This is a genomic window from Amphibacillus jilinensis Y1 (genome assembly GCF_000306965.1).
In the GTDB taxonomy this organism is placed as follows: domain Bacteria; phylum Bacillota; class Bacilli; order Bacillales; family Amphibacillaceae; genus Amphibacillus_C; species Amphibacillus_C jilinensis.
The window spans coordinates 999,598-1,021,796 of record NZ_JH976434.1 but is presented as its reverse complement, the minus strand read 5'-3'; the positions used below and the strand labels follow the sequence as shown (position 1 = coordinate 1,021,796).

Sequence of the window (22,199 nt, the reverse complement as noted above, 5' to 3'; positions counted from 1 at the left end):
TACTGAATTAGCTGAAGCCGTGCCCGCAGAAAGGGAGTATATTTCCTCTGCGGGTATGTGATAAACCTACACATTCTAACATCATTCGTATTTGGAGAGCATATTTTTGTTATGTCCCGCCTCTATTTCACTTAAATAAAAAAGTAAATAATATTCCTATATTTTTGCTGGATGCAAACACCATTTATTAAAGGGCAGGCAGACCTTTATTTGACTGCACGTAACACGTTCTTCGATCCGAGTGACAGCCAAAGGGCGGTTTTGTTTGGTTGTTTCGTTAGTAACCGTTGTGTATAAACATATGATAAAGTTAAAGGGATAACCGCACTGATCCAAGCAAGCGGATTAGCCATGATTGCTCCGTTAAAACCAAAATAATGTGAAAGCGTTAGCGCTCCAAAGATACGTGCAGATAGTTCCATCACACCAGCTAATGTTGGAGCAAAGCTGTTTCCCAATCCTTGGATCGTATGTCTAAGTAAAAAGACAAGCGCTAAAAAGCTATAAAAAGGGGCTTGAATTTTAAAAAACTGCTCAGTTAGCTCGAGGACAGCCTCATTATAATCATTAACAAAAAAACCGGATAAAAATCGACCGCTAAAAAATAAGAGAATACCTATTACAATGGCATAGCTGAGTGTGATTTTTAAACCAGCACGCATACCTTGTTTAATCCGCTCAAATTTTTTTGCACCAAAATTTTGCGCGGCATAGGTCGACATGGTTATACCAAAGGCGGGTAGCGGCATGGTGAGTAATTGATCAATTTTACTTGCTGCGGTATAAGCTGCCACTGATAAAGCCCCTAATTGATTAAGTGTAACTTGGACAGCAATTGAACCAACGGCAATAATCGAATATTGAAATCCATAAGGCAAACCGATCCGTAAATGTTCTCTGTATTCGCTCCAATCTAACGTCCAATCTTGCTTGCGGACACGTAAAATTCGTACGCGTTTTCTGATATATAGCAAGCAAAGTAGCGAAGCAACGAGTTGAGAAATAATGGTTGCATAGCCAGCACCAGCGACGTTCATGCCAAATCCTAAAATAAATAGATAGTCCAATATAATATTTAAAATAGATGCAACGATCAAAAAGATTAAGGGTGTTTGGCTGTCACCAATCGCGCGCAAAATATTTGAAAGGAAATTAAAGAAAACGGTTGCGCCAATTCCGGCGAAAATAATCACTAAATAATCATAAGCTTGATCAATAATTGGTGGCGGTGTTTGCATCCATTCCAATATATTACGTGTATTGAGCGTAGCAATAAGCGTAATAATAAGGCTTGCGATACCCGTAATAATTATACTAACACCAAGACTTTTTCGTAGTGCAGCTTCGTCCTTTTTCCCAAAACGTTGAGCGGTAATGACAGCTAGTCCAGCGGTAAGGCCGATTGCCATGCCTAAGATTAAAAAAGTGATGCTACCGGTTGAGCCAACGGCAGCTAGCGCGTCCATACCAAGTGTTTGACTAACAATAAAGGTGTCAGCCATACTATAAAATTGTTGAAAAATATTTCCGATCAGCATCGGAAGTGTAAAAAAGACAATTAATTTGAACGGGTTTCCCGTTGTCAGATCTTTCCCCATTGTGTGCCCCTCATATCTTTCTCTTTGTCTAATATTTATCTTCGTTTTTGCGGATCGAGCAACCCTCGTCGACATAGCCAGCTTCAACGCTTAAAATAAAGATCTTGAAAATACCTTGCCTTAAAAATCATGATTATTCTCGCATTAGCCGTGACCGCTTTCTTTAAGTGTCAAGTATTCTAAAACGTTACTCTGTTACCGTTATCTTATATCCTTTGAATAGTATAGTCCTATTGATCAAAAATGCAAGTGGTTTAGGACAAATCATATAGAAAATTTAAATGTGATCTTCTATTACCATCTCTATGTTAAAGAGTGATCGTGTAATGGAATCTGTCACATCCTTGCTTGACAGTTAAACAACACTGTGATAGAAATTTGTTAAGTTAACGTTTACAGAAAAGTATGACAATCTTGATGTGTTTAGCAAAACCAATTCAAAGAAGTTTTGCCAACTGTTTTCTGTATGATGATAAAAAGATGGAGGTGATCGTGTGGAGATTAAGAAGGTTCTAAATAATAATGTGGTGATCACAGAAAATGATAACCATCAAGAAATGGTCGTGATGGGAAAAGGACTAGCTTTTCAGAAAAAAGCAGGTGATCCGGTAGAATCGACCAAGATTGAAAAAACCTTTATATTACAAAATACGGGGACATCGGAAAAGCTCGATCAATTATTGAAATATACCTCTGAAAAATACCTAGACATATCGTCAGAAATTTTGACATATGCTCAAGCAAAGCTACCTTATAAGCTAGATGAATATTTATACGTGGCATTAACTGATCACATTAGCTTTGCGATTGCACGCTATCAACAAGGTATTGATTTGAAAAATAATTTATTGTATGAAGTAAGGAAGTATTATAAAAAAGAATTTGAAATAGGTATCCATGCTTTAGAAATTATTGAAAAGCATACAGACATTCGTTTAGGTGAGGATGAAGCAGGCTCAATAGCATTGCATTTGGTCAACAGTCAAATATCTGGTGAAAATATGGAGATTGCTGTTCAAGTCACAGATATGGTCAACAGTATTTTAAATATCGTGAAATATTATTATCAAGTAGAGTTGGATGAACGTTCGATTAACTACGAACGGTTTGTTACCCACCTGCGTTATTTCTCAATGCGATTCATCCGAAAAGAGAAATCAGAAGATACTGTCGATGAGTTTTTACATGAACAAGTGCAAAGAAAATATCAAGAAGCTTATGCTTGTACAGAAAGAATTAATATTTATTTAAAAAAGAATTTTAGTTGGTCATTATCTCAAGATGAAAAAGTATATTTAACTGTTCATATTCATCGCGTCACCTATCGGCAAAAAAAACAGTTGTAAGAAAAAAGTGTGAAAACGTTTTATTTTTTTATTGACAACCTTTAAAGTTCGTGATAACTTTAAGTTGTTAATTAATTAACGGCTATAATTTTATATTTTAATTTAGGAATGTTACCTAATTTGGGCATAACCTGAATCATTTGCAAACAACACGACGCGTGTGTGTGTCTTTGCAAATTGATTCAGGTTTTTTATTTCTAAAAATGGTTACAGTAAGTAAATAAACGAACAAATAGAGAGGATGTTAATTATGAGTTATGAGCAGTTGGCAAAAGATATTATAGAAAACGTCGGCGGAAAAGAAAACGTTAACAGTGTTGTCCATTGTATAACACGCCTTCGATTTAAACTAAAGGATGAAAGTAAAGCGAATACAAAAGTACTTGAGAATATGGACGGTGTCGTTACCGTTAGAATTAGTGGTGGTCAATATCAAGTCGTGATCGGTAACCATGTTCCTGATGTATACAAAGCGGTCGTGGACGAAGGTGGTTTTCAAGGTCAGGCTTCAGCAGATACAGAAGATGGCGAAAAAGGAAGTATTTTTGATCGTTTTATTGACATGATTTCTGGTATTTTCACACCAATCCTTAGTGTATTAGCCGCTTCGGGTATGATTAAAGGGTTTAATGCGTTATTTTTAGCAGTCGGCTGGCTTGAAGATACAAGTGGAACATATCAAGTCTTAAATGCTACAGGCGATGCACTATTTTACTTCTTGCCAATATTGCTAGGTTACACTGCGATGAAGAAGTTTGGTGGGACACCGTTTCTCGGCATGGTGATTGCGATGGCACTTGTCTACCCAAGTCTTGAGGGGATTCCTCAAGCGGGTGACCCATTATATACATTGTTTGCAGGAACAATGTTTGAATCACCTGTCTATATTGAATTTTTTGGCATTCCAGTTATTTTAATGACCTATTCGATGTCGGTTATTCCAATCATTGTTTCAGCATTTTTTGCAGCAAAAGTTGAAAATTTCTTTAAGAAAATTGTTCCAGATGTTGTTAAGATGTTTCTTGTTCCAATGTTTACGCTATTGATTATTGTACCATTAACATTTATTGTTATTGGTCCAATTGCAACGTGGGCCAGTCAATTGTTAGGTGAAGTAACGGTCTGGGCATATAGTTTAAGTCCAGTGTTTGCTGGGTTATTCCTTGGTGGCTTATGGCTTGTGTTTGTTATGTTTGGTTTACACTGGGGACTTGTACCGATCGCGATTAATAACTTCGCGGTACATGGGGCAGATTCTGTATTAGCTTTAGTGTTTGCTCACTCCTTTGCGTTAGCGGGTGCTATTTTAGCGGTTTGGATCAAATCTAATAATCCAAAGACCAAAACACTTAGTGCGCCAGCCTTTATCTCGGCCATCTTTGGTGTTACAGAACCAGGTATGTACGGGATTGCACTACCACTTAAACGCCCGTTTATTTTCACACTTGTTTCATCATCACTTGGTGGCGCGTTGCTAGGTATGGTTGGAACGACTGGATATGTTATGGGTGGACTAGGTATATTCCAAATCCCAAGTTTTATCCCACCAGAAGGAATTAATATGTCAGTTATTGGTGCGTTAATTGCAGCTGCTGGTGGATTTATCTTAGCGTTTTTCTTAACGTATTTCTTTGGCAACATTAATAAAGTTGAGGGTACAGATCAACCGGCTGGTGATGCCGGAAAAAAGCCAGTAGAGCCTAATAAGGGGCCAGTTCAAAACGAAGTCGTCACAAGTCCTTTTGTTGGGCAAGTTAAAACATTAGAATCTATTGAAGATACAGCGTTTGCTTCCGGTGCGATTGGTAAAGGTGTTGCGATTGAGCCATTGGAAAATAAAGTATTCTCACCAGTAACCGGTATTGTGACAACTTTATTTCCAACTCACCATGCGCTTGGTATTGTTTCAGATGAAGGTGCTGAAATATTGATCCACGTTGGTATGGATACCGTGAAATTAGAAGGTAAGCATTTTACCGCACATGTCGCCCAAGGTGATCGGGTCGAACGTGGTCAGTTACTATTAGAATTTGATGGTGAGCGTATTAAAGAAGAAGGCTACCCATTAACAACACCTGTTGTCGTAACAAACCATACACAATATGACATTTCATTAACAACTGAACAAGAAATTAAAGCAGAAGATTTATTAATGGAATTGAAGGCAAAATAGTAGAAAAATAAAAAGGAAACGTGTTTCAATAAGAGAAGACGTTTCCTTTCATAAAGATTGGATCATTTAACAGGAGGTAAATAAACATGACTTACCAATTTCCAGAAGGCTTTTTATGGGGTGGCGCAACAGCTGCTAATCAGTTTGAAGGCGCTTATAATGAAGGTGGAAAAGGATTGAATCTTGCAGATGTTTTACCTGGTGGTAAAGAAAGGCTAGCATTACTTTCAAGTACCGGTTTTGATTTCGAGATTGATAAATCAAAATACAGTTATCCCAACCATGAAGGAATTGACTTCTACCATCGTTACAAGGAAGATATTGCTTTATTTGCTGAGATGGGCTTTAAAGTCTTCCGACTAAGTATTGCCTGGAGTCGTATTTTCCCTAATGGTGATGAAACTGAACCGAATGAAGAGGGGCTCGATTTTTACGATCGTGTCTTTGACGAACTTCAAAAATACGGCATTGAACCTTTAGTAACGATTGCCCACTATGAAACACCGTTACACTTGATTAAGGAATATGGTGGCTGGAGAAATCGTCAATTAGTTGAATTTTTTGATCGTTATGTTGAGACGCTATTTACACGCTATAAGGACAAAGTGAAGTACTGGTTAACGTTTAATGAGATTAATGGGGCAACACATATGCCTTTAATGGGCTTGGGCTTCTCTCCTGAAAACGAGGAAACACGTTTACAAGACAGCTTCCAAGGCCTTCATCACCAATTTTTGGCTAGCGCAAGAGCGGTTAAAAAAGGGCATGAGATCATTCCAGACTCGCAAATTGGTTGTATGTTACTCTATGCACCCGTCTATAGTTTCGACTCAAATCCAGATAACGTTATGCACGCACGCCGTGAATCAGATTTATTTAACTTCTTTTGTGGAGATGTCCAAGTACGTGGTGAATATCCTTACTTTGCTGATCGTTACTTTAAAGAGCATAATATTAAGCTTGATATTAAAGAAGGCGATCTAGCGGAAATTAAAGAAGGAACTGTTGATTTCATTTCATTTAGTTACTATATGTCACGCACTGATAAAAAAGAAAAAACACCAGAAGAAATCGGTCAAGGTAATTTAATCGGAGGCGTGAAAAATCCGTTCCTAAAAGCAAGTGATTGGGGATGGGAAATCGACCCGGTTGGCTTGAGAATTGCACTTAATGAATTGTATGGACGTTATCAAGTGCCATTAATGATTGTTGAAAACGGCCTAGGCGCTTATGATAAAGTTGAAGCAGATGGGTCAATTCAAGATGATTACCGGATCGATTACCTTCGTGAGCACATTAAACAAATGGGTGAAGCAATTGAAGATGGCGTCGATCTAATCGGTTATACAAGCTGGGGTTGTATTGATTTAGTCAGTGCATCGTCAGGTCAATATTCTAAACGCTACGGTTTCATTTATGTAGACAAACATGATGATGGTAGTGGCACATTGGAGCGTAAACGTAAAAAATCATTCTACTGGTACAAAGATTTGATTGATTCAAATGGTAAACAATTATAAGTGATAACTAAGGTCAGTGAGCATTTGCTCGCTGACCTTGTTTGTCCGCATAATTAGATGTCGATATGAAAAAACACCTACTTCCTTAAATAGCGCTAAAACAATTGATCATATAAGCCCCCCGCCTGAGAAATATCGAGTTAGAGCTAATATATCTAGGAGCGAGCGAACGAACGGAGGCCAATGTTCTGATTCACTCAACGATTAATCAGTTGGAGAGGCACGGAAACACTCGCTGATTGAAAATTTGTTTTATTGTTTAAAGTTAGTTTTTTAGGTAAAAACTAACTAGCGATATTAATTTGTAGAGGGGTGCTAATATGTATAAGTATGGGCAAGGTTTATTTATCTTAATGATTACAATCACGATCATTATTTTATCTGCCTGCGCACAAACGAATAATGAAAGTAAGTCATCAGATGATCAAGCGGATGTCGAATCACAAGAAACGATTGAGACGAATGCGTCAGGTGTAGAAGAGGTATTGGTCACATTAATGAATCCCGACGGTAAAACAGTAGCAACAGCAACACTAACCGAAAAAGCGGAAGGTGGGGTGGGTATTATTCTTGAAGGTGAAGATTTACCACCAGGTGAACTCGCTTTCCACATTCATGAATCCGGTCAATGTGTGCCGCCCGATTTTGAAACGGCTGGCGGTCATTATAACCCGACAGGAAGCAAGCATGGCTTTAAACATCCTGAGGGGCCACATGCAGGCGACTTGAAAAATATTACGGTTAAAGAAGATGGCACCGTCTATGCAGAAGTAGAAGCACCAATGGTGACACTTAAGCGCGATGGCGAAAATACACTATTTACTAAAGAGGGAACGTCACTCATTATTCATGCTGGTCCAGATGATTATATTTCACAACCGTCGGGTGATGCAGGCGATCGGATCGCTTGTGGAGTGATTGGAGAGTAAGAAAAGTAAGGATTAATATAATATGTTGCCCTTGATACCCGTTGGTAGTGAGGTAGGATAATGATTAAATGAAATAACGTCATGGCATTTTAAAGCCATGACGTTATTTTTTAAATCATGGAGAAGGTAAGGGGGTGACGTACGGTTGTTATTCGACATCTGTAAATTGTTTAACGTATTTGTTCATAACTTGATTGGCGGATTGCTAGTGAAAACTACAAACACCTTTTTCTCAAACCATTAATGACTTTAACCCTACTATAACTGGGTATGGTTTCAAACAGTGTTGATCGACTACTTTGTTGAACTTTTCGGCATACCCAAAATCGTTTTCGTTTCTAAAAATTCTTCTATTCCATAATCGCCCCATTCTCGACCTATACCTGATTGCTTAAAGCCACCGAATGGTGCAGTAAAGTCCATTTCACCATTATTAATCGTTATTCTCCCAGCTCGAATTCTTTTTGCTACCTTTATAAGGGTGTCCGAATCCTTTCCAACAACATAACCAGCAAGTCCATAAATCGTTTCATTAGCAAGCTCAATTGCTTCTTCGAGGCTGTCATAGGTAAAGACGGTCATAACCGGTCCAAATATTTCTTCTTGAGCAATCGTGTCATTGTGTTTCAAGTGGGTAAACATCGTTATTTTAGAATAATGACCTGCTGATATTCCTTCTGGTTTTCCAGTTCCACCAACGATTAAATCAGCGCCATTATTAATCCCTGTCTGAATATAGTCTTGTACGTTTTGCCATTGTTGTTCTGATACCTGTGGCCCCATAAATGTGTTTGGGTCTTTCGGATCGCCAATAGGATATTTAGGCAGAAGCTTTTTAACCATTTCTGCGAAGGGCTTCTCCATGTTTTTAGGTATGAACAAGCGTGTGCCGGCTGTGCAAACTTGCCCGGTATTAGCTGCAATATTTGAAATAGCTGTTCGAGCAGCGGTTTCAACGTCTGTATCATCGAGAACAATGATTGGTGATTTGCCTCCTAATTCAAGCGCAATATTTTTAATGTCAGAAGCAGCATTCTCCATGATTTTTGAGCCGACATGGCCTGAACCAGTAAACGACACAAAATCAATATCTGGGTGAGAGCTAATGCCATCCCCAATCGTAGAGCCTGTGCCATTGACTAAATTAAATACACCTTTTGGTACACCAGCTTTCTCTAGTACTTCTGCTAAAATGATTGCAGCAAAGGGTGTCTCTGAGGCTGGTTTTAAAACAACTGTACTTCCAGCTGCAAAGGCACTAGCGAGTTTTGTGGCGACTTGATTGGTTGGGAAATTCCAAGGTGTGATGAGTCCAGCTACACCAATAGCCTCTTTTTTGATAAATGATTCTTCCCGATTTTCTGTAAAGGCAAAGTCACTTAACATTTGAGCGGTTGCCTTGAAATGGTTTAATCCCATTTGATATTGTGTCTCTTCAGAAAAGGTCACAGGCGAGTCCAGCTCTTCTGTAATGATGTTAATGAAGTCATCTTTTCGCTTTTCGTATTCTGTAGCTATATTCTCTAATAATTGCACGCGTTCCTGTTTTGACGTTTTAGAGAAATTTGGAAAAGTCTCTTTTGCTGCTTGAACAGCTTTATCTAAATCTTGTGTGGTCCCGGCACTTATCGAACCGATCTTTTATTCGGTAGCTGGGTTGTAAACAGCAATGGTTTCCTTGTTAGTAGATTCAAGATTCAACCCATTTGCCATTAATATATTGTTTAGTATAGTTATACATTTCGTCAGCCTTCCTTTCAAAAAAGTAGTTTAGTTCATTGGGGGTTTATTATGGACGTTCCCGATTCCCGCAATGATAAACATGGGCATTGGAAAAATTGGTCAGCTAGCCACCACTACCTGAAAAAGCCCATTTCCTATTTAATATTGACTCGTTTTGGTGCTATTTGTTTTGCATTTAAAATAAACGATTAGCTATAATGGGTGTAATTGATTTGAAAAAAGTTCGTTTCTCTATATCTGATAAAAAAGGACCCATTATTATTCTTAATCCTTCATGTTTCGGTGGTTATTCTAGCGTTAAACGATTTTCGATTACTGAGCATGATCCAGATCTATAAGTAAATCTAGCAACGTGAAAATCGTGACAACGATCAACAGTTAATTTCGTTAATCGTAAATGTTTGATCAGGATGGAGGCTATTATCGTCTGATTCACTTTGCACCGCTTAATCAAATGCAATGAGGTTTAATTATAGGAGAGAAAAGTACTTTAAAAATGAAACAAGTAAACAAAGACACCGCGGAGGATGGTCATGTGCGCAAAAATATTAATATGAGAAGAATGATAATGGTGTTACTCATTGTCATAGGATTGAAGATTAGCTTCGGAGCAAGTCTATCTGCGAATTCGATGTCCTCGCTTCACTATGACATTGAGTTACAAGAAGATGGAACGGGGCGGGTTATTGAAACCCGGCATATGTATTTAACTAGAGAAACAGAAATTTATATCGTAATGGAAAACTTAGATGGTTCTGTAGTAACAGATTTTCATGTTAAAGACTTTGGGGAGCCACTAACATATCAGCCAAATTGGGATGTTGATGCCAGTCGCGAAGAAAAGGCTGGGAAATATGGGGTTGTTACAACGAACCGTGGGATTGAATTAAGTTGGGGAATTGGTGAATACGGTGAACACGCGTACACAGTTAGTTACACTGTTTCTGATATGGTGCGCCAACTTGAGGATGGTCAGGCGATGAACTGGCGTTTGTTTGATGGAAAGAACAATATAAACCCAGAAGAGGTTACGATAATTATTCGTGGTCCTCAACCATTTACGCAAGACAATACGAAAATTTGGGGATTTGGTTTTGAAGGCGAAGTTAATTTAGAAGCAGGTCACTTGGTCGCTAGGTCTAATGTGGCGTTATCTAACCAGAACCATATTACTATAATCATGCAGTTTTTAGATCAACCGTTTCAGTCCAGTTTAGCATTGGATCAAACTTTAAGTGAACAAAAAGAAAGGGCTAAGCAAAACAGTTCCTATAATGTTCAATCAAATGGTGATGAGTTAATAGTAAGGGGCGCACAAGCTGTATTGTTGCTAATTGTATGTGGTATTATTTTATATTGTATAATTGCAATCAAACGTCACCAAGCGATAAAGAAAGCAGATCCACTTATCACAGGTAAACAGAGAAGGGCATTGAATAAGGGGAAGTATTATCGCGATATTCCATATAAGCACGGTTCAATCACGGATGTGGCGTATTTACTTCAAGCGCTTGATATAGGAAGCTTTGAAGATTATTTTACGGCGTTTATGTTAAAGTGGTTTAAGGAAAAGAGAGTGGTTGAAACGACTGCAATAAGTGTACTGACAAAAAAAGAAGTATCGGCAATCAAGATAGATCTGAATCATGCACAGCCAATTACTAAGTCAGTCGAAAAAAAATTTTGGGACATTATCGTTTCAGCCGCAGGAACGGAAGGTATATTAGAAGCGAATAAACTAAAAAATTGGGCAATAACGCACTACAAAAAAATTGATGTGCTCAAGCGATCCTTGTCTAGTCGATCAAAAAAACAACTTTTACAACAATTTTACATAGAGGAACGAGAAATTAAATATATGAAAGTCCTGTCAACGAAAGTCATGAAAGGGACCGAAAAAGGAGAAGCGCTGTTCAACCAACTTGTCCAGTTTGAGAACTATTTAAATGATGACGTTCTTCTTCAGGAAATTGGAAAGAATGACGTACTTTTGTGGGAAGATGTGTTGGTATGGGCGAGTCTATATGGAATGTCGGAAACAGTGATTGAGCAACTGAGAGGCTTTTGTCCTCAATATGTTGATCAAATCCAGGTTGTATATATGCATATGGCGGTAATCAATGCGTTTTCGAGAAGTTTTGCAAAAGGTTATCAAAAAGGGCTTAGTTCGACAACAAGTGCTGTAGCGGGTAGCGGGGGTATAACAAGCATTGGTGGTGGTGCCGGTTCCTTAGGCGGTGGAGGCGGTGGTGCACGTTAACCGATTGACATCGCATTTAATTTAACAAGCGAGAGTAACGATTAAAGAAGAATGCGATCATTAACAGAATACTATCTTAGGTTGCAGATCAAACGCACCCCTATGGCTAGATAAATACTAGCCATAGGAGTGCGTTTTTAGTCTAACACTTTAAAGCAGGGATGGAAATCATGCCAAACAACGTTGATGATTATTGCTTATATGTAAGTCTTAAATGTGTTTGAGTCTGAATGGAATCACGAGGTGTGTCAAAAGGATTGTCTGGCCCATCCTTATTTATTAATGTTCTATTACAAGACAGCTTTAAAAGATAAGTTAACGGACGCGCTAAGAAACGGGGAAAGGTGTGCTTCATTAATAAGGTTGAATGAACTAACCTAACAGCTACTAAGATAAACAGGCCTGCTATCAATCTGTGATACGGATCATAAAGAATGTACTTTTATAATATAGTCACAACTACTCAATCAAAAGAAACAAGCATATCATTCTGTTAATTGTCATAAAATGACTAGTAAATAATATAGTTTAACTAAGAGATAAGGGGAGGTGAAAAAATGACAAAAGACATATCTAACAAAAACAGATGGGAATCAACATATGCGTCGACAGGGAAACCCGTGGCTAGACCACTTGTTAAAACTGTTGGTTGTACAGCTTGTTGGGCGACGAAGACTGTTTCACTAACGAAAGCGTGTTGGCCGCCACTAAGTCCTGCAAAAGCCACCATATAAAACAAACTTCAGTCAGTGGGCGTTTTTGTTCTCGGCCCACTGATGGTTAAGGTGAGTGAAACAGAACCTGAGCGTCCATTATCACCCACCTAAAATAGCTGCACTCTACTCACTATTTTGAGGTGGGTGTCTTACCGACGATTGAATGGATTCTTTTATCAAGGGTTATGAACTTGATTTTAAAAAAAATGCGTTTAAAAGCAGATTATTGCTAATAACTTTAGCAATCTATCTATGTGAGATGAAACAGGTAGGAGGAGATTGATGTGCCAATCGTCTTCCCTTCAATTAAATGTCAAGGAGGCTTTTACTTTGCAAGCTGCTCAAGAATCAGAATACTACATCCACTTACAACCACATAGTGCATTGCTAGTTGAACGAAAGAGCATGTATTATTTTCGCTTAAGTGGTGAAGCAGTGGAAATAGCTTTACTATTAGCTAAAAATAAATCGCTAGCAAAGACCGCTCAAGTACTCAGTATCATGAAAAAAGAAGCTATTAGTGCGCAAGATTTAACGGATCAATTGGCAGCTCATCCCTTAACAGAAGCATGGATACATAATGTTCCGTCTTTCGTGGTCACAGGATCGACCCAATCCTATTTGCCAATTAGTTGTACACTTCAGCTCACAAATGGTTGTAACTTGTTTTGTTCTTTTTGTTATTCGTCATCAGGTAGGCGACTTAAAGGTGAATTAAAGGCTGAGGATTGGATAGCAATTATGCATCGTTTAGCAGCCAATGGCATCAACGACATTACATTAACGGGTGGCGAAGCCCGGTTAGTTAAAGGATTTAAGGAAGTTGTCACAACAGCGAGTTCTTTATTTTCAACGGTAAACCTATTTTCGAACGGTTTAAATTGGAAGGAAGATGAAATTAAGCTCATTTCCAATTTAGCCAATGTTTCCGTGCAAATTAGTATCGATGGTTCACCAAAAATTCATGATTTGTTAAGAGGAAAAGAAGGAGCGTTTGTAGAATCTATAAATACGATCGAGAAACTTTCAAATCATGGTGTGCCGACTTTAGTTGCGATGACCGTTAATCCCAACAATTATCAAACCGTCGCTGAGGTGATTGAATATTGTGTTAAAGCTGGTGCTAGTGGATTTAGAGCGGGCATGACCTTGCCTTTAGGACGAGCAGAACAGCTAGATACGCTCAGTTTATCACAAGAACAATATCAGGACGTGCAAGCTCAATTTTTTGAGGCTAATCAAAAATATCAAGATCAAATCTATCTTCAAGTATGGGATGGCAAAAACAATGAGGGTTGTACGGAATACAGCACGCCTGGTTATCTGCAATGGTACATTAGAGCTGATGGTCTTGTTACACCGTGTCAAATTGAAACAGAGGCATTAGGTCATATTTTAGAAGACAGCCTTGAGACTTTAGGTCAACCTGCTAACTTACAAGCTCTACAACAGCGGGCTAGAACATGTCGATGTCTCTCAAAAGTTAACTTTCCAGATGAGGTAGATCTTCCTCATTCATTTGCTTAGAAGGATGTGATAAAACGGTGATTGAAATGCTTTTGTTTGTGTTAGGGTTAGCTTCGATGTTTATATATTGGCGATTCAGACCAGCTAGCTATGAATCTTCGTTGTTACCCGAGGAAAAAGCAGTGCGTATAGCAACTGATTATATCAATCAGCTGGTAGGGGTAGACGTTAGTAAGTGGAGATGGTACACAAGTTATTGGTATGACCACAAGTTAATTAACCGAATGCATAAGTTAAATCTATTAGATAGATGGCGTCATCTATTATTTGATTGGGGCATCGTAGAAGCGTGGCGTATACGGTTTATTGATCAAGATAACTCAATAGTTATTAATATTAGCGCCAAGGGAGAAATCACATTCTTAAGTACGACGATCAGAGATGCGGCTCTTTATAATGAGGCGCATACAACAATGACATCATCAGCTGATGTCATCAGTCAAATAAAACATAAGCACAGTTGTATTTGGGATCGCATAGAAGCGACTGGGGAAGGTGAGCGAACAGAAGAATTAGCAAATATTAAGCATTATTGGTACATGATTAGTCAAGGTGACCTTCGGATGAAAATCACGGTCATTTTAGAGGACGGTCGGGTGACAGAAGTAGTTAATGATACGGAAATCAATACAAGTGACATGCAAGCGATTGTAAGAAAAGAGTATCGCGAAACGGCGCTTAATTTAAGTGGTTTTATTGGTTCGTTAATTGCGGTTACTGTGGCTATCTTCGTTTTGATTAATATCGAACAAGTGATTAATGTTTATACGAGTATCGCTCTAACTGGGTTAATGATTGTCTCTATTTTATTAACCGCTGCAGACGATATTAAGTTAAGTCTAATTAATGCCTATGATTCACGATTAACTGTCAGGTCAATTTATACAGTTGGGGTCTTATCTGCTTTAGTTGGTATAATTGCTTATGGTTTTCTCATGTTTTTATTATCCTTTGTTGGTTTGAATCTCGCTTATTTAAATGGAAGTATGGTGTTTCAAAATCCGATTACACAGTTGCTTGCTGGGATTGGTACAGGCTTTCTCTGTTTATCGTTAACAAATTTACTGTTTCACTTTTTACAACAACATGGTTTTCTTCGCATAGCTCCTGAATTGTCTTCACGTTCTACGTTTTTATCGGGTTATAAGTATAAACAATCAATTAGTATGTCGATACAAAGCGCCTTACTTGAAGAGGTTATCTATCGATTGCTAGGCATTTCATTGCTTAGCTTATTCATCAATCAAACCGTTATAGCGATTGTGGTAACCTCGATTTTATGGGCTTGTCTCCATCAAGGTCTGGGCTTTTCATCTTCTCTATATCGAGGCTTACAATTAGTGATCATCGGTATGATTCTAGGTGTAGTTTATGTTTACTTCGGATTTTTAACTGTTTTTGTGGCCCACTTTATTTATAATTTCTTAATGACATCTTTGCCATTGATCGATTATCAAATGAGTAAACGAAAAGTGAAACGCCAACCTTTAGCACCTCTTAGTGAGTCAAAAGTTATGTGACGTGTTTCGCTAGATTGAATCCATGTCAATCATTGGGGGCGTTCTTGTCCGACTGGTTGATAGCTGAATGGATCAGGATATTAGCGCCAGTTAGCTCCCGTCTTTCAATAGCCTTGCTCTATGCTCTATTTTGTGGCGGGTATTTTGCGGGCGGTTATCTGTGATAAAAAGTAATGTAGAGGTGGTTGTATTTATGTTAGAAGTAGCCGGCTTAACTAAAGCGTATCGGCAAGGGGAAGGGATTTTTAATATTGATTTCCAAGCTGCTCCTGGAACGATTGTAGGTATTATTGGTGCTAATGGAGCTGGGAAAACAACCTTACTAAGATGCATTGTGGGCTTATTGAAGCAAGATGCAGGGGTGATTGACATTGCAGGGAACCGACCGGGTACCGAAGCAGCCAAATGTTTAACAGCTTTTGTGCCGGATCATCCCCACCTCTTTCCTTCATTAACTGTAGCTGAGCATATTCTGTTTAAGGCAAAGGCTTTTGGTGTGCCTCGGGATAAGCTCGAGGAATCGGTCGGGCAGGCTCTAGAAGTCGTTGGCTTGTCAGCATATGCAGATCGAACGAGCGGAAGTTTGTCAAAAGGCCAAAAGCAAAAAGTCATGTTGGCGTCAGCTTATCAGCATCAGGCACAACTATTCGTGTTAGATGAGCCAACTAATGGATTAGATATTCCTTCGCGTCAATGGTTAGCGAAATGGCTTGTTGATCAGAAAGCAAAGGGAAAGACGATCCTGGTGTCGTCGCACAGTTTAGATTTTATTAAGGATGTGGCTGACAGTTGTTTGATGTTGCACAAAGGTAAAAGTCAGGGCGTAGATCAAGTTCCGCAAGCTCAATCTGGAAAATTAGCCTGGGGTGATCATGTCATTCAAAGATTAGGAGGTGCTGTCCAAGTTCATGAATAATATCATTGAATTGCAATTAAAACGACAGCATCGGAAATTTACACAATGGTCATTAAAGTCAGGTCATATCATATTATTAATGATAATTTGTTTTTTTTCCATTGCGTGGTTTCAATACAGCCTATTTGTAAAATGGGATACCGCTTATGCCCTATGGCAAGGTTGGATTGTACTGGGGTTATTACTCTGTCATGCCTTTTTTGGTGTTATTTCAAATCGGCTGCCTAGTCATCTGAATGAGATTACCTGGATATATTCGGTTCCCAAGTCAAGCTTTAAAATTATGGTTGCCTTATTTTTATCGAAGGTTATTCCTAGATTATCTGTTTGGTTAGCTTCAGCTCTACTTGTTGAGTTGATCATGTTAGCACAGGGCTCTTGGTACAACGTGGTGATTAAAGGGCTGATATGTTATTCGATTTTTATCAGCTTCGACCTTCTCTCATTCTCGCTGTCTACCTTAAGAGGAAATGTTGTTCTCACTTCTGTTTGCTCAGGTTTATTAGGACTTGCTCTTATTGGATTTGTGATGATATCGTACTTCTTGATGTTTAGAGATTATGTGTTAGGCTTTAATGATTTCTTCATTAAGTTAGGCGAGTTGTTAAATGGCCGATTACATTTTATTTCATTACTTGTTTTACTTACAGTGAGTACTGTGAGCTTAGTGATCATTTACTTGTTTAGTGAAAGAGCAAGCTTTAAAGAACGCCTTGTCTTTGAAGGGGATTTTTGGTCACAGTATCAAGATGTTAACGCCTTGCTTAATATGTCCAATAGAAAAACGATTAGCAACAGTTGGTGGGGAGGAAAGTCTTTAACAAAGTCATTTGCCTTTGTTTGGTTTGAATGGCTACTTTTGCGAAAAAGTTATAAAAGTCTCACTTTACAAGCAGTTGTAACGGTTGTACTAGCGCTAGCACTAATGAATATTTCACCACGCTTCTATTATTTAATTTTTAGTTTTGTCATTGTCTCCCATCTATTTGGAGGATTCCTTTCTGGAATGGTTCGGCATTATCACTCAGAGGATCTGTTGACAACACCTGGTTCACTGTTATTTAAAGTGCTATCTATTGAAGCTGTTGCAATCCTCCCTAGTCTCTTCTTGGTGATCGTGCTTCATGTCTTGGCGGTATACACCGATTCACTTCCAGTCCTTTCAGCTATTATTTGCTTCAATACGCTGTTTGTCATAACAATAGGATTGCGCATACTTGTTTTTTTGCATTTAATGACTCAAGGTACGATGTCAGCAAAAATATATTATAAACAAATGATTGGGTGGAGCTTGCTTGCGGGTTTACTGTTCAGTATCATTTATCTGTTTTCGTTAACAGATCGTATACAGTGGTTGGTTATCATTAGTGTCAGTTTAGCTATGTTCTTACTGATTATCTTGGCGATTTTTAATCTTAATCATCGCTTGAATAAAATAATAAGGGAGTAGTGACTTATGGATAGAGCCGTTATTTTAGAGCAATTAAGCAACACGTTTGAATTGCAAGATGTGAATAAGATAGAAATGATTTATTTCTGGTCGTTAAGCTGTAAGCATTGTAAGGATATCTTTAATCAACTACACAATCAATACAGTGATTCAATTATAACGATTCATGTCCCTTTATGTGAAGCCGATCGTGATATCGATAAGGTTAATCAGTTTATAAAAGATCAGGCGATTAAGTTACCCGTTTATTTTGATCAAGATCATGATTTCTTCGCACCGTTTGATTCGATTTATTTACCAACACTTGTTGTATTAGAAAAGGAGCAAGAAGAAATATCAAAAATGATTTATATTGATGAAATTGAAGAAAAAATGAAGACAAGGTTAGCTAGTTAATTGATATTGTTAAGTAAAGCAAGGGTTGTCTATAACTCTTGCTTTTTTTACATATTAAAAGCGTATAAGATTTTATCACAGATAACCGTCCGTAAAAACCCCCACCTCAAAATAGAGCATAGAGATGATTTGGTATAGGTGTGAGCTAACGGACGCGCTCAGCTACTAATCAGTGCAAAACTTCACTGATTGAAGGTTCGTTTTATTAAAAATTAAGTTGTGGATTCATTTGGCAGATATTCAGACATAAGGCTAGCAGCTTTGGTGTTTAAGTGTTAAATTAAATTCATGTGAAAATATTCACTAGACTTAATGAGTGTTTAAGTTCAGGAGGGATTAGCTATGAGAATTGGGGTGCCAAAAGAGATTAAAAATAATGAACGTCGTGTGGCGATGACACCGATGGGGGTTAAGCTATTAACACGTCAAGGTCACCAGGTTGTTATTGAATCGAGAGCGGGAGAGGGTGCTGGCTTTATCGATGATCAGTATCAAGAAGCTGGAGCAATGCTTTCGGTGTCGGCAGAAGAAGTGTGGGCAACAGATATGGTAATTAAGGTGAAAGAGCCTCAAGCAAGTGAATATCGATTCTTTAGGGAGGGCTTAATTTTATTTACTTATCTGCACTTAGCTAATGAACCGCTATTAACAGAAGCGCTAAGCCAAGCAGGAGTGACAGCAATTGCTTATGAAACAATGGAGGAAGAAGATGGTAGCTTACCGATATTGACACCGATGAGTGCTGTTGCAGGGCGTTTATCGGTTCAATTAGGTTCTTATTTTCTCCAAAGTCCTCAAGGAGGAGAAGGGATTTTTATTGGCGGTGTGCCTGGCGTTGAAAACGGAAAGGTTGTTATTATTGGTGGGGGCGTTGCAGGTCAGAATGCCTTGCAAATAGCAAAGGGACTCGGTGCACATGTAACGATTTTAGATGTCAAACTTAATGTACTACAAAAAATAGAAGAGGTCTATGGACAAAGTGTTGTTACTTTAATGTCTAATGAAGTAAATATAGCCAAAGTGATAACTGAAGCAGATTTGGTGATCGGTGCTGTCTTGATCCCGGGCTCAAAAGCTCCAATCCTTGTAACTGAAGAGATGGTGAAAACGATGAAACCTGGGTCGGTCATTGTAGATATTGCCATTGATCAAGGTGGGATTTTTGAAACAGTTGATCGAACAACTTCACATGATGCGCCGATTTATATAAAGCATGATGTATTGCACTATGCGGTTCCGAATATGCCCGGAGCTGTACCGAAAACGTCCACGGTAGCATTGACTAATGTAACCCTTCCATATGCCTTACAGATTGCTAACTTAGGCTTAGTGGATGCATGTAAACAAAATCGAATGATATATACAGGCATGAATATCTTTAAGGGGCATATAACGAATCCAAATGTTGCACTGGCTTTTGAGAAAGTTGATCGACCATTATCTAAATTACTATAAGGGCATGAGCGGTCATCACACTAGATGCTCTTTTCATCACGGATAACCGATCGTAAAACGCTCGCCTTAAATAGAAAACAGAAATCATCTATATAGATACAGCTAACGGCCTGATTCAATTAAACCTTCAATTAGTGGGAGAAGAACGACTCATACTGATTGAAGGTTTATTATATATGTTTGCAAACAAATATGTTTACATGGAAGTGGGAAGGAACTAAATATAAGCTTTAAAGTGCTAACAGCTCCTTTGGGTGAGAGGGGCATTTCTAAGTTTTTACAATATAAAATAAGTTCCTTTAAATCGCGATTAAAATCCCAGTATGGCAGTGCTCAAGTAGGTTGGATAGCAATTCTTATGTTGACACTTCCTTTCTCGTATGCTAATTTTTAGGTAAGATAAAACGGCTAGGACATAAGAGGGAGTGAGTGTTTTATGAGTAGGGGAGGAAAGAGCGGAACAAATAAGAGGAGTGGCTCTTTTGGTGGTAATCGAGGTAGTGGTGGGCGAAACCGTGGAGCAAGTAGTTCCACATCGGGTAAGTCGAAAAGCAAAACCTCTGCATCTTTAAGTTCAGGGAGAAGCAAAGGAAATTCTGCTTCATCCTCTAGTATAGGAAGAGGTAAAAATACCAGTACGTCAAGTGCTAGTAAAAACAGGCAATCTGGATCAACCAACCGAGGAAGAGGTAAGGAAACACCTACCAATACTGGACGAAATAAAGTCGATACAACTGCTCGCGAAAAAAGAAAAGTAGATAAGCAGAAACAGCCTAGTAAAAGTAGTGTGAATAAGTCAACACAGAATAATAGAAAGAGCAATGAGACTACATCTAGAAGAGAGGATACGAGAAATCGGTCATGGTTTGGTAGAAATAGACACCGGGATTATGATTATGGATATTATGATGAGCCTGGTGGCTACTATCGTCCGGTTCGAAGACGACGCTTCTTTTCAAACCGCTACTCAGACCCTTATTATCACCGTGATCAGCATCATCACCATCACCATCATCACGGGGATCAGTATCATGAAGGTTCGCAATATAGAGAGGGTTCAGAAAGAAGAGATTATCGTGACGATCGGAGACCACCTCGTCCTCAAAGGCAACGAATGGGGTGCTCAAGAAATGTTGGTATTGTTATTTTAGTACTAATTGGTCTTGCTGCTGTTTCAATGATTTTCTCAGCGATAACGGATTCTGGTAAGATTACCTCATCAACAGTTGAGAGAGAACCTTTGCCATCTGGAGCTGTAGATGAAACAGATTATTTCACAGATACGATAGGGTGGATTGATAACCAAACGGTAATGTTAAGGGGATTACAACATTTCTATAGTGAGACAGGTGTGCAACCTCATGTTTACATTACTGAGGATATAGATGGTGATATAGAGCCTTCAATGGATGACATTGAGTCTTTTTCAAATGCATTATATGACGAATTATTTACTGATGAAGCCCATTTGTTATTGGTCTTTTTTGAACCGGTTCCTGGAGAGTATGCTAAGCACTATGTTGTAGGTACCCAAGCTCAAAGTGTGATCGATACAGAAGCTACCGACATATTGCTCGATTACTTAGAATATTACTATGAACAAGATAATCTCACCGATGCAGAATTCTTTAGTCTAGCTTTTCAAGATGCAGCAAATCGCATTATGGAAGTGACCACGTCACCGTGGGTTAATATTGTTACGGCAATCGTTGTGATAGCTTTACTAGTGGTGGGCTTTCTTTGGTGGAAGCGCCGGCAAGAACAAAAGAAACGAGAAGCAGAACGACTAGAAAAAATGTTAGCTGCTGATATAGATACTTTTGGTCAATATGAAGCAGAAGACTTGTCAAGCAAATATCAAGACCAAGAACCAGAATCAGACCAAGAACCAGAACAAGAAGAGAATAAGGCGAACCAACCATCATAATATTTTTAGGAGGAATTAAACATGTCAATCTTAGCACGATTTCAAGATATTATCAGTTCTAACATTAATTCAGTACTTGATCGGATGGAAAATCCCGAGAAGATGATTGATCAGTATTTACGAAATATGATGAAAGATTTAGCAGAAGTTAAAGAAAATACAGCTAGCGTGATGGCAGAAGAAACAAGAGCAAAACGTCAAGTTGATGATAATGATGCAGAAGTTAAGAAGTATACGGAGCTCACTAAAAAAGCACTTACGGCGGGTAATGAAGCAGATGCTCGTGTTTTCTTGAAAAAGAAACAAGAATTAGAAGACATCGGCGTTGGCCTAGCAAAGACATATGCTACCGCACATGAAAATGCTAGTAAAATGCGACAGATGCATGACAAGCTAGCTTCTGACATTGAAAAACTAAAAGGCCGTCGGGCTATGCTTAAAGCTCAAATATCAGTAGCGAATACACAAGAGAAACTTAATGATATGACGAAGTCGGCAGGTAAAGCACAGGGTGCGATGTCATCTTTCCAACGTATGGAGGAAAAAGTAACGCAACAATTAGACGAAGCGAGTGCAATGGCTTCATTAAATGAGAAACCTGTTGATGAAGCAAAAAGCCTTGAAGAAAAATATGCGTTGGATCAAAGCTCTGCTGCAGTAGAAGATGAACTTGAGCGCTTAAAAGGTGAAATGGGTTTATAAGTAAGTATTCAATATAGATGA

Annotated in this window: 15 protein-coding genes and 1 pseudogene; 14 read left to right on the top strand and 2 right to left on the bottom strand. The window is 38.6% G+C overall.

The window, feature by feature from the left end:
* Positions 1-206: 206 nt before the first annotated feature.
* Complete coding sequence (locus B494_RS0105310) at positions 207-1,598, bottom strand: MATE family efflux transporter (RefSeq protein ID WP_017471337.1); 1,392 nt, start codon at positions 1,596-1,598, stop codon at positions 207-209.
* Positions 1,599-2,092: 494 nt separating this feature from the next.
* Here B494_RS0105310 and licT point away from each other — a divergent pair, with 494 nt between their 5' ends.
* From licT to B494_RS0105290, 4 genes are all read left to right on the top strand, one after another.
* On the top strand, positions 2,093-2,944 hold the full coding sequence (gene licT / locus B494_RS0105305; protein ID WP_017471336.1) for a BglG family transcription antiterminator LicT: 852 nt from the start codon (positions 2,093-2,095) through the stop codon (positions 2,942-2,944).
* Positions 2,945-3,194: 250 nt separating this feature from the next.
* Entirely contained in the window at positions 3,195-5,117 is a 1,923-nt protein-coding gene (locus B494_RS0105300; RefSeq protein ID WP_017471335.1) for a beta-glucoside-specific PTS transporter subunit IIABC, read from the top strand.
* Positions 5,118-5,203: 86 nt separating this feature from the next.
* On the top strand, positions 5,204-6,637 hold the full coding sequence (locus B494_RS0105295) for a glycoside hydrolase family 1 protein (protein ID WP_017471334.1): 1,434 nt from the start codon (positions 5,204-5,206) through the stop codon (positions 6,635-6,637).
* A gap of 320 nt (positions 6,638-6,957) precedes the next feature.
* Positions 6,958-7,566 (top strand): superoxide dismutase family protein, encoded by a 609-nt coding sequence (locus tag B494_RS0105290; RefSeq protein WP_017471333.1) that lies wholly within the window; start codon positions 6,958-6,960, stop codon positions 7,564-7,566.
* 294 nt (positions 7,567-7,860) lie between these two features.
* On the opposite strand, the pseudogene B494_RS19860 reads toward B494_RS0105290, so the two are convergent.
* Positions 7,861-9,307 (bottom strand): annotated as a pseudogene (locus B494_RS19860) (aldehyde dehydrogenase family protein).
* A 498-nt stretch (positions 9,308-9,805) separates the two neighbouring features.
* On the opposite strand from B494_RS19860, the gene B494_RS0105275 reads away from it, so the two are divergent.
* From B494_RS0105275 to B494_RS0105225, 10 genes are all read left to right on the top strand, one after another.
* Positions 9,806-11,569: a DUF2207 domain-containing protein gene (locus B494_RS0105275; protein WP_017471330.1), complete on the top strand. Its 1,764-nt coding sequence runs from the start codon at positions 9,806-9,808 to the stop codon at positions 11,567-11,569.
* Positions 11,570-12,126: 557 nt separating this feature from the next.
* Positions 12,127-12,303, top strand: coding sequence for a sporulation killing factor (skfA, locus tag B494_RS20465; protein ID WP_017471329.1), 177 nt, complete (start codon positions 12,127-12,129; stop codon positions 12,301-12,303).
* 264 nt (positions 12,304-12,567) lie between these two features.
* Positions 12,568-13,812, top strand: coding sequence for a sporulation killing factor system radical SAM maturase (skfB, locus tag B494_RS0105260; RefSeq protein WP_017471327.1), 1,245 nt, complete (start codon positions 12,568-12,570; stop codon positions 13,810-13,812).
* A 26-nt stretch (positions 13,813-13,838) separates the two neighbouring features.
* Complete coding sequence (locus B494_RS0105255; RefSeq protein ID WP_241211406.1) at positions 13,839-15,332, top strand: CPBP family intramembrane glutamic endopeptidase; 1,494 nt, start codon at positions 13,839-13,841, stop codon at positions 15,330-15,332.
* 193 nt (positions 15,333-15,525) lie between these two features.
* A complete protein-coding gene (locus B494_RS0105250) occupies positions 15,526-16,248 on the top strand; it encodes an ABC transporter ATP-binding protein (RefSeq protein ID WP_017471325.1) in 723 nt (240 codons plus the stop codon).
* Positions 16,241-17,698: a sporulation killing factor system integral membrane protein gene (gene skfF / locus B494_RS0105245; RefSeq protein WP_017471324.1), complete on the top strand. Its 1,458-nt coding sequence runs from the start codon at positions 16,241-16,243 to the stop codon at positions 17,696-17,698. Before B494_RS0105250 ends, skfF begins: the two co-directional genes overlap by 8 nt.
* A gap of 6 nt (positions 17,699-17,704) precedes the next feature.
* Positions 17,705-18,094 (top strand): TlpA family protein disulfide reductase, encoded by a 390-nt coding sequence (locus B494_RS0105240; RefSeq protein ID WP_017471323.1) that lies wholly within the window; start codon positions 17,705-17,707, stop codon positions 18,092-18,094.
* 342 nt (positions 18,095-18,436) lie between these two features.
* Positions 18,437-19,549: an alanine dehydrogenase gene (ald, locus tag B494_RS0105235; RefSeq protein WP_017471322.1), complete on the top strand. Its 1,113-nt coding sequence runs from the start codon at positions 18,437-18,439 to the stop codon at positions 19,547-19,549.
* A gap of 436 nt (positions 19,550-19,985) precedes the next feature.
* The gene (locus B494_RS21335) at positions 19,986-21,476 is read left to right on the top strand and encodes a hypothetical protein (RefSeq protein ID WP_017471321.1); all 1,491 of its coding nucleotides are present in this window, start codon (positions 19,986-19,988) and stop codon (positions 21,474-21,476) included.
* Positions 21,477-21,497: 21 nt separating this feature from the next.
* Positions 21,498-22,178, top strand: a complete 681-nt coding sequence (locus tag B494_RS0105225) for a PspA/IM30 family protein (RefSeq protein ID WP_017471320.1) — start codon at positions 21,498-21,500, stop codon at positions 22,176-22,178.
* Positions 22,179-22,199: the final 21 nt, after the last annotated feature.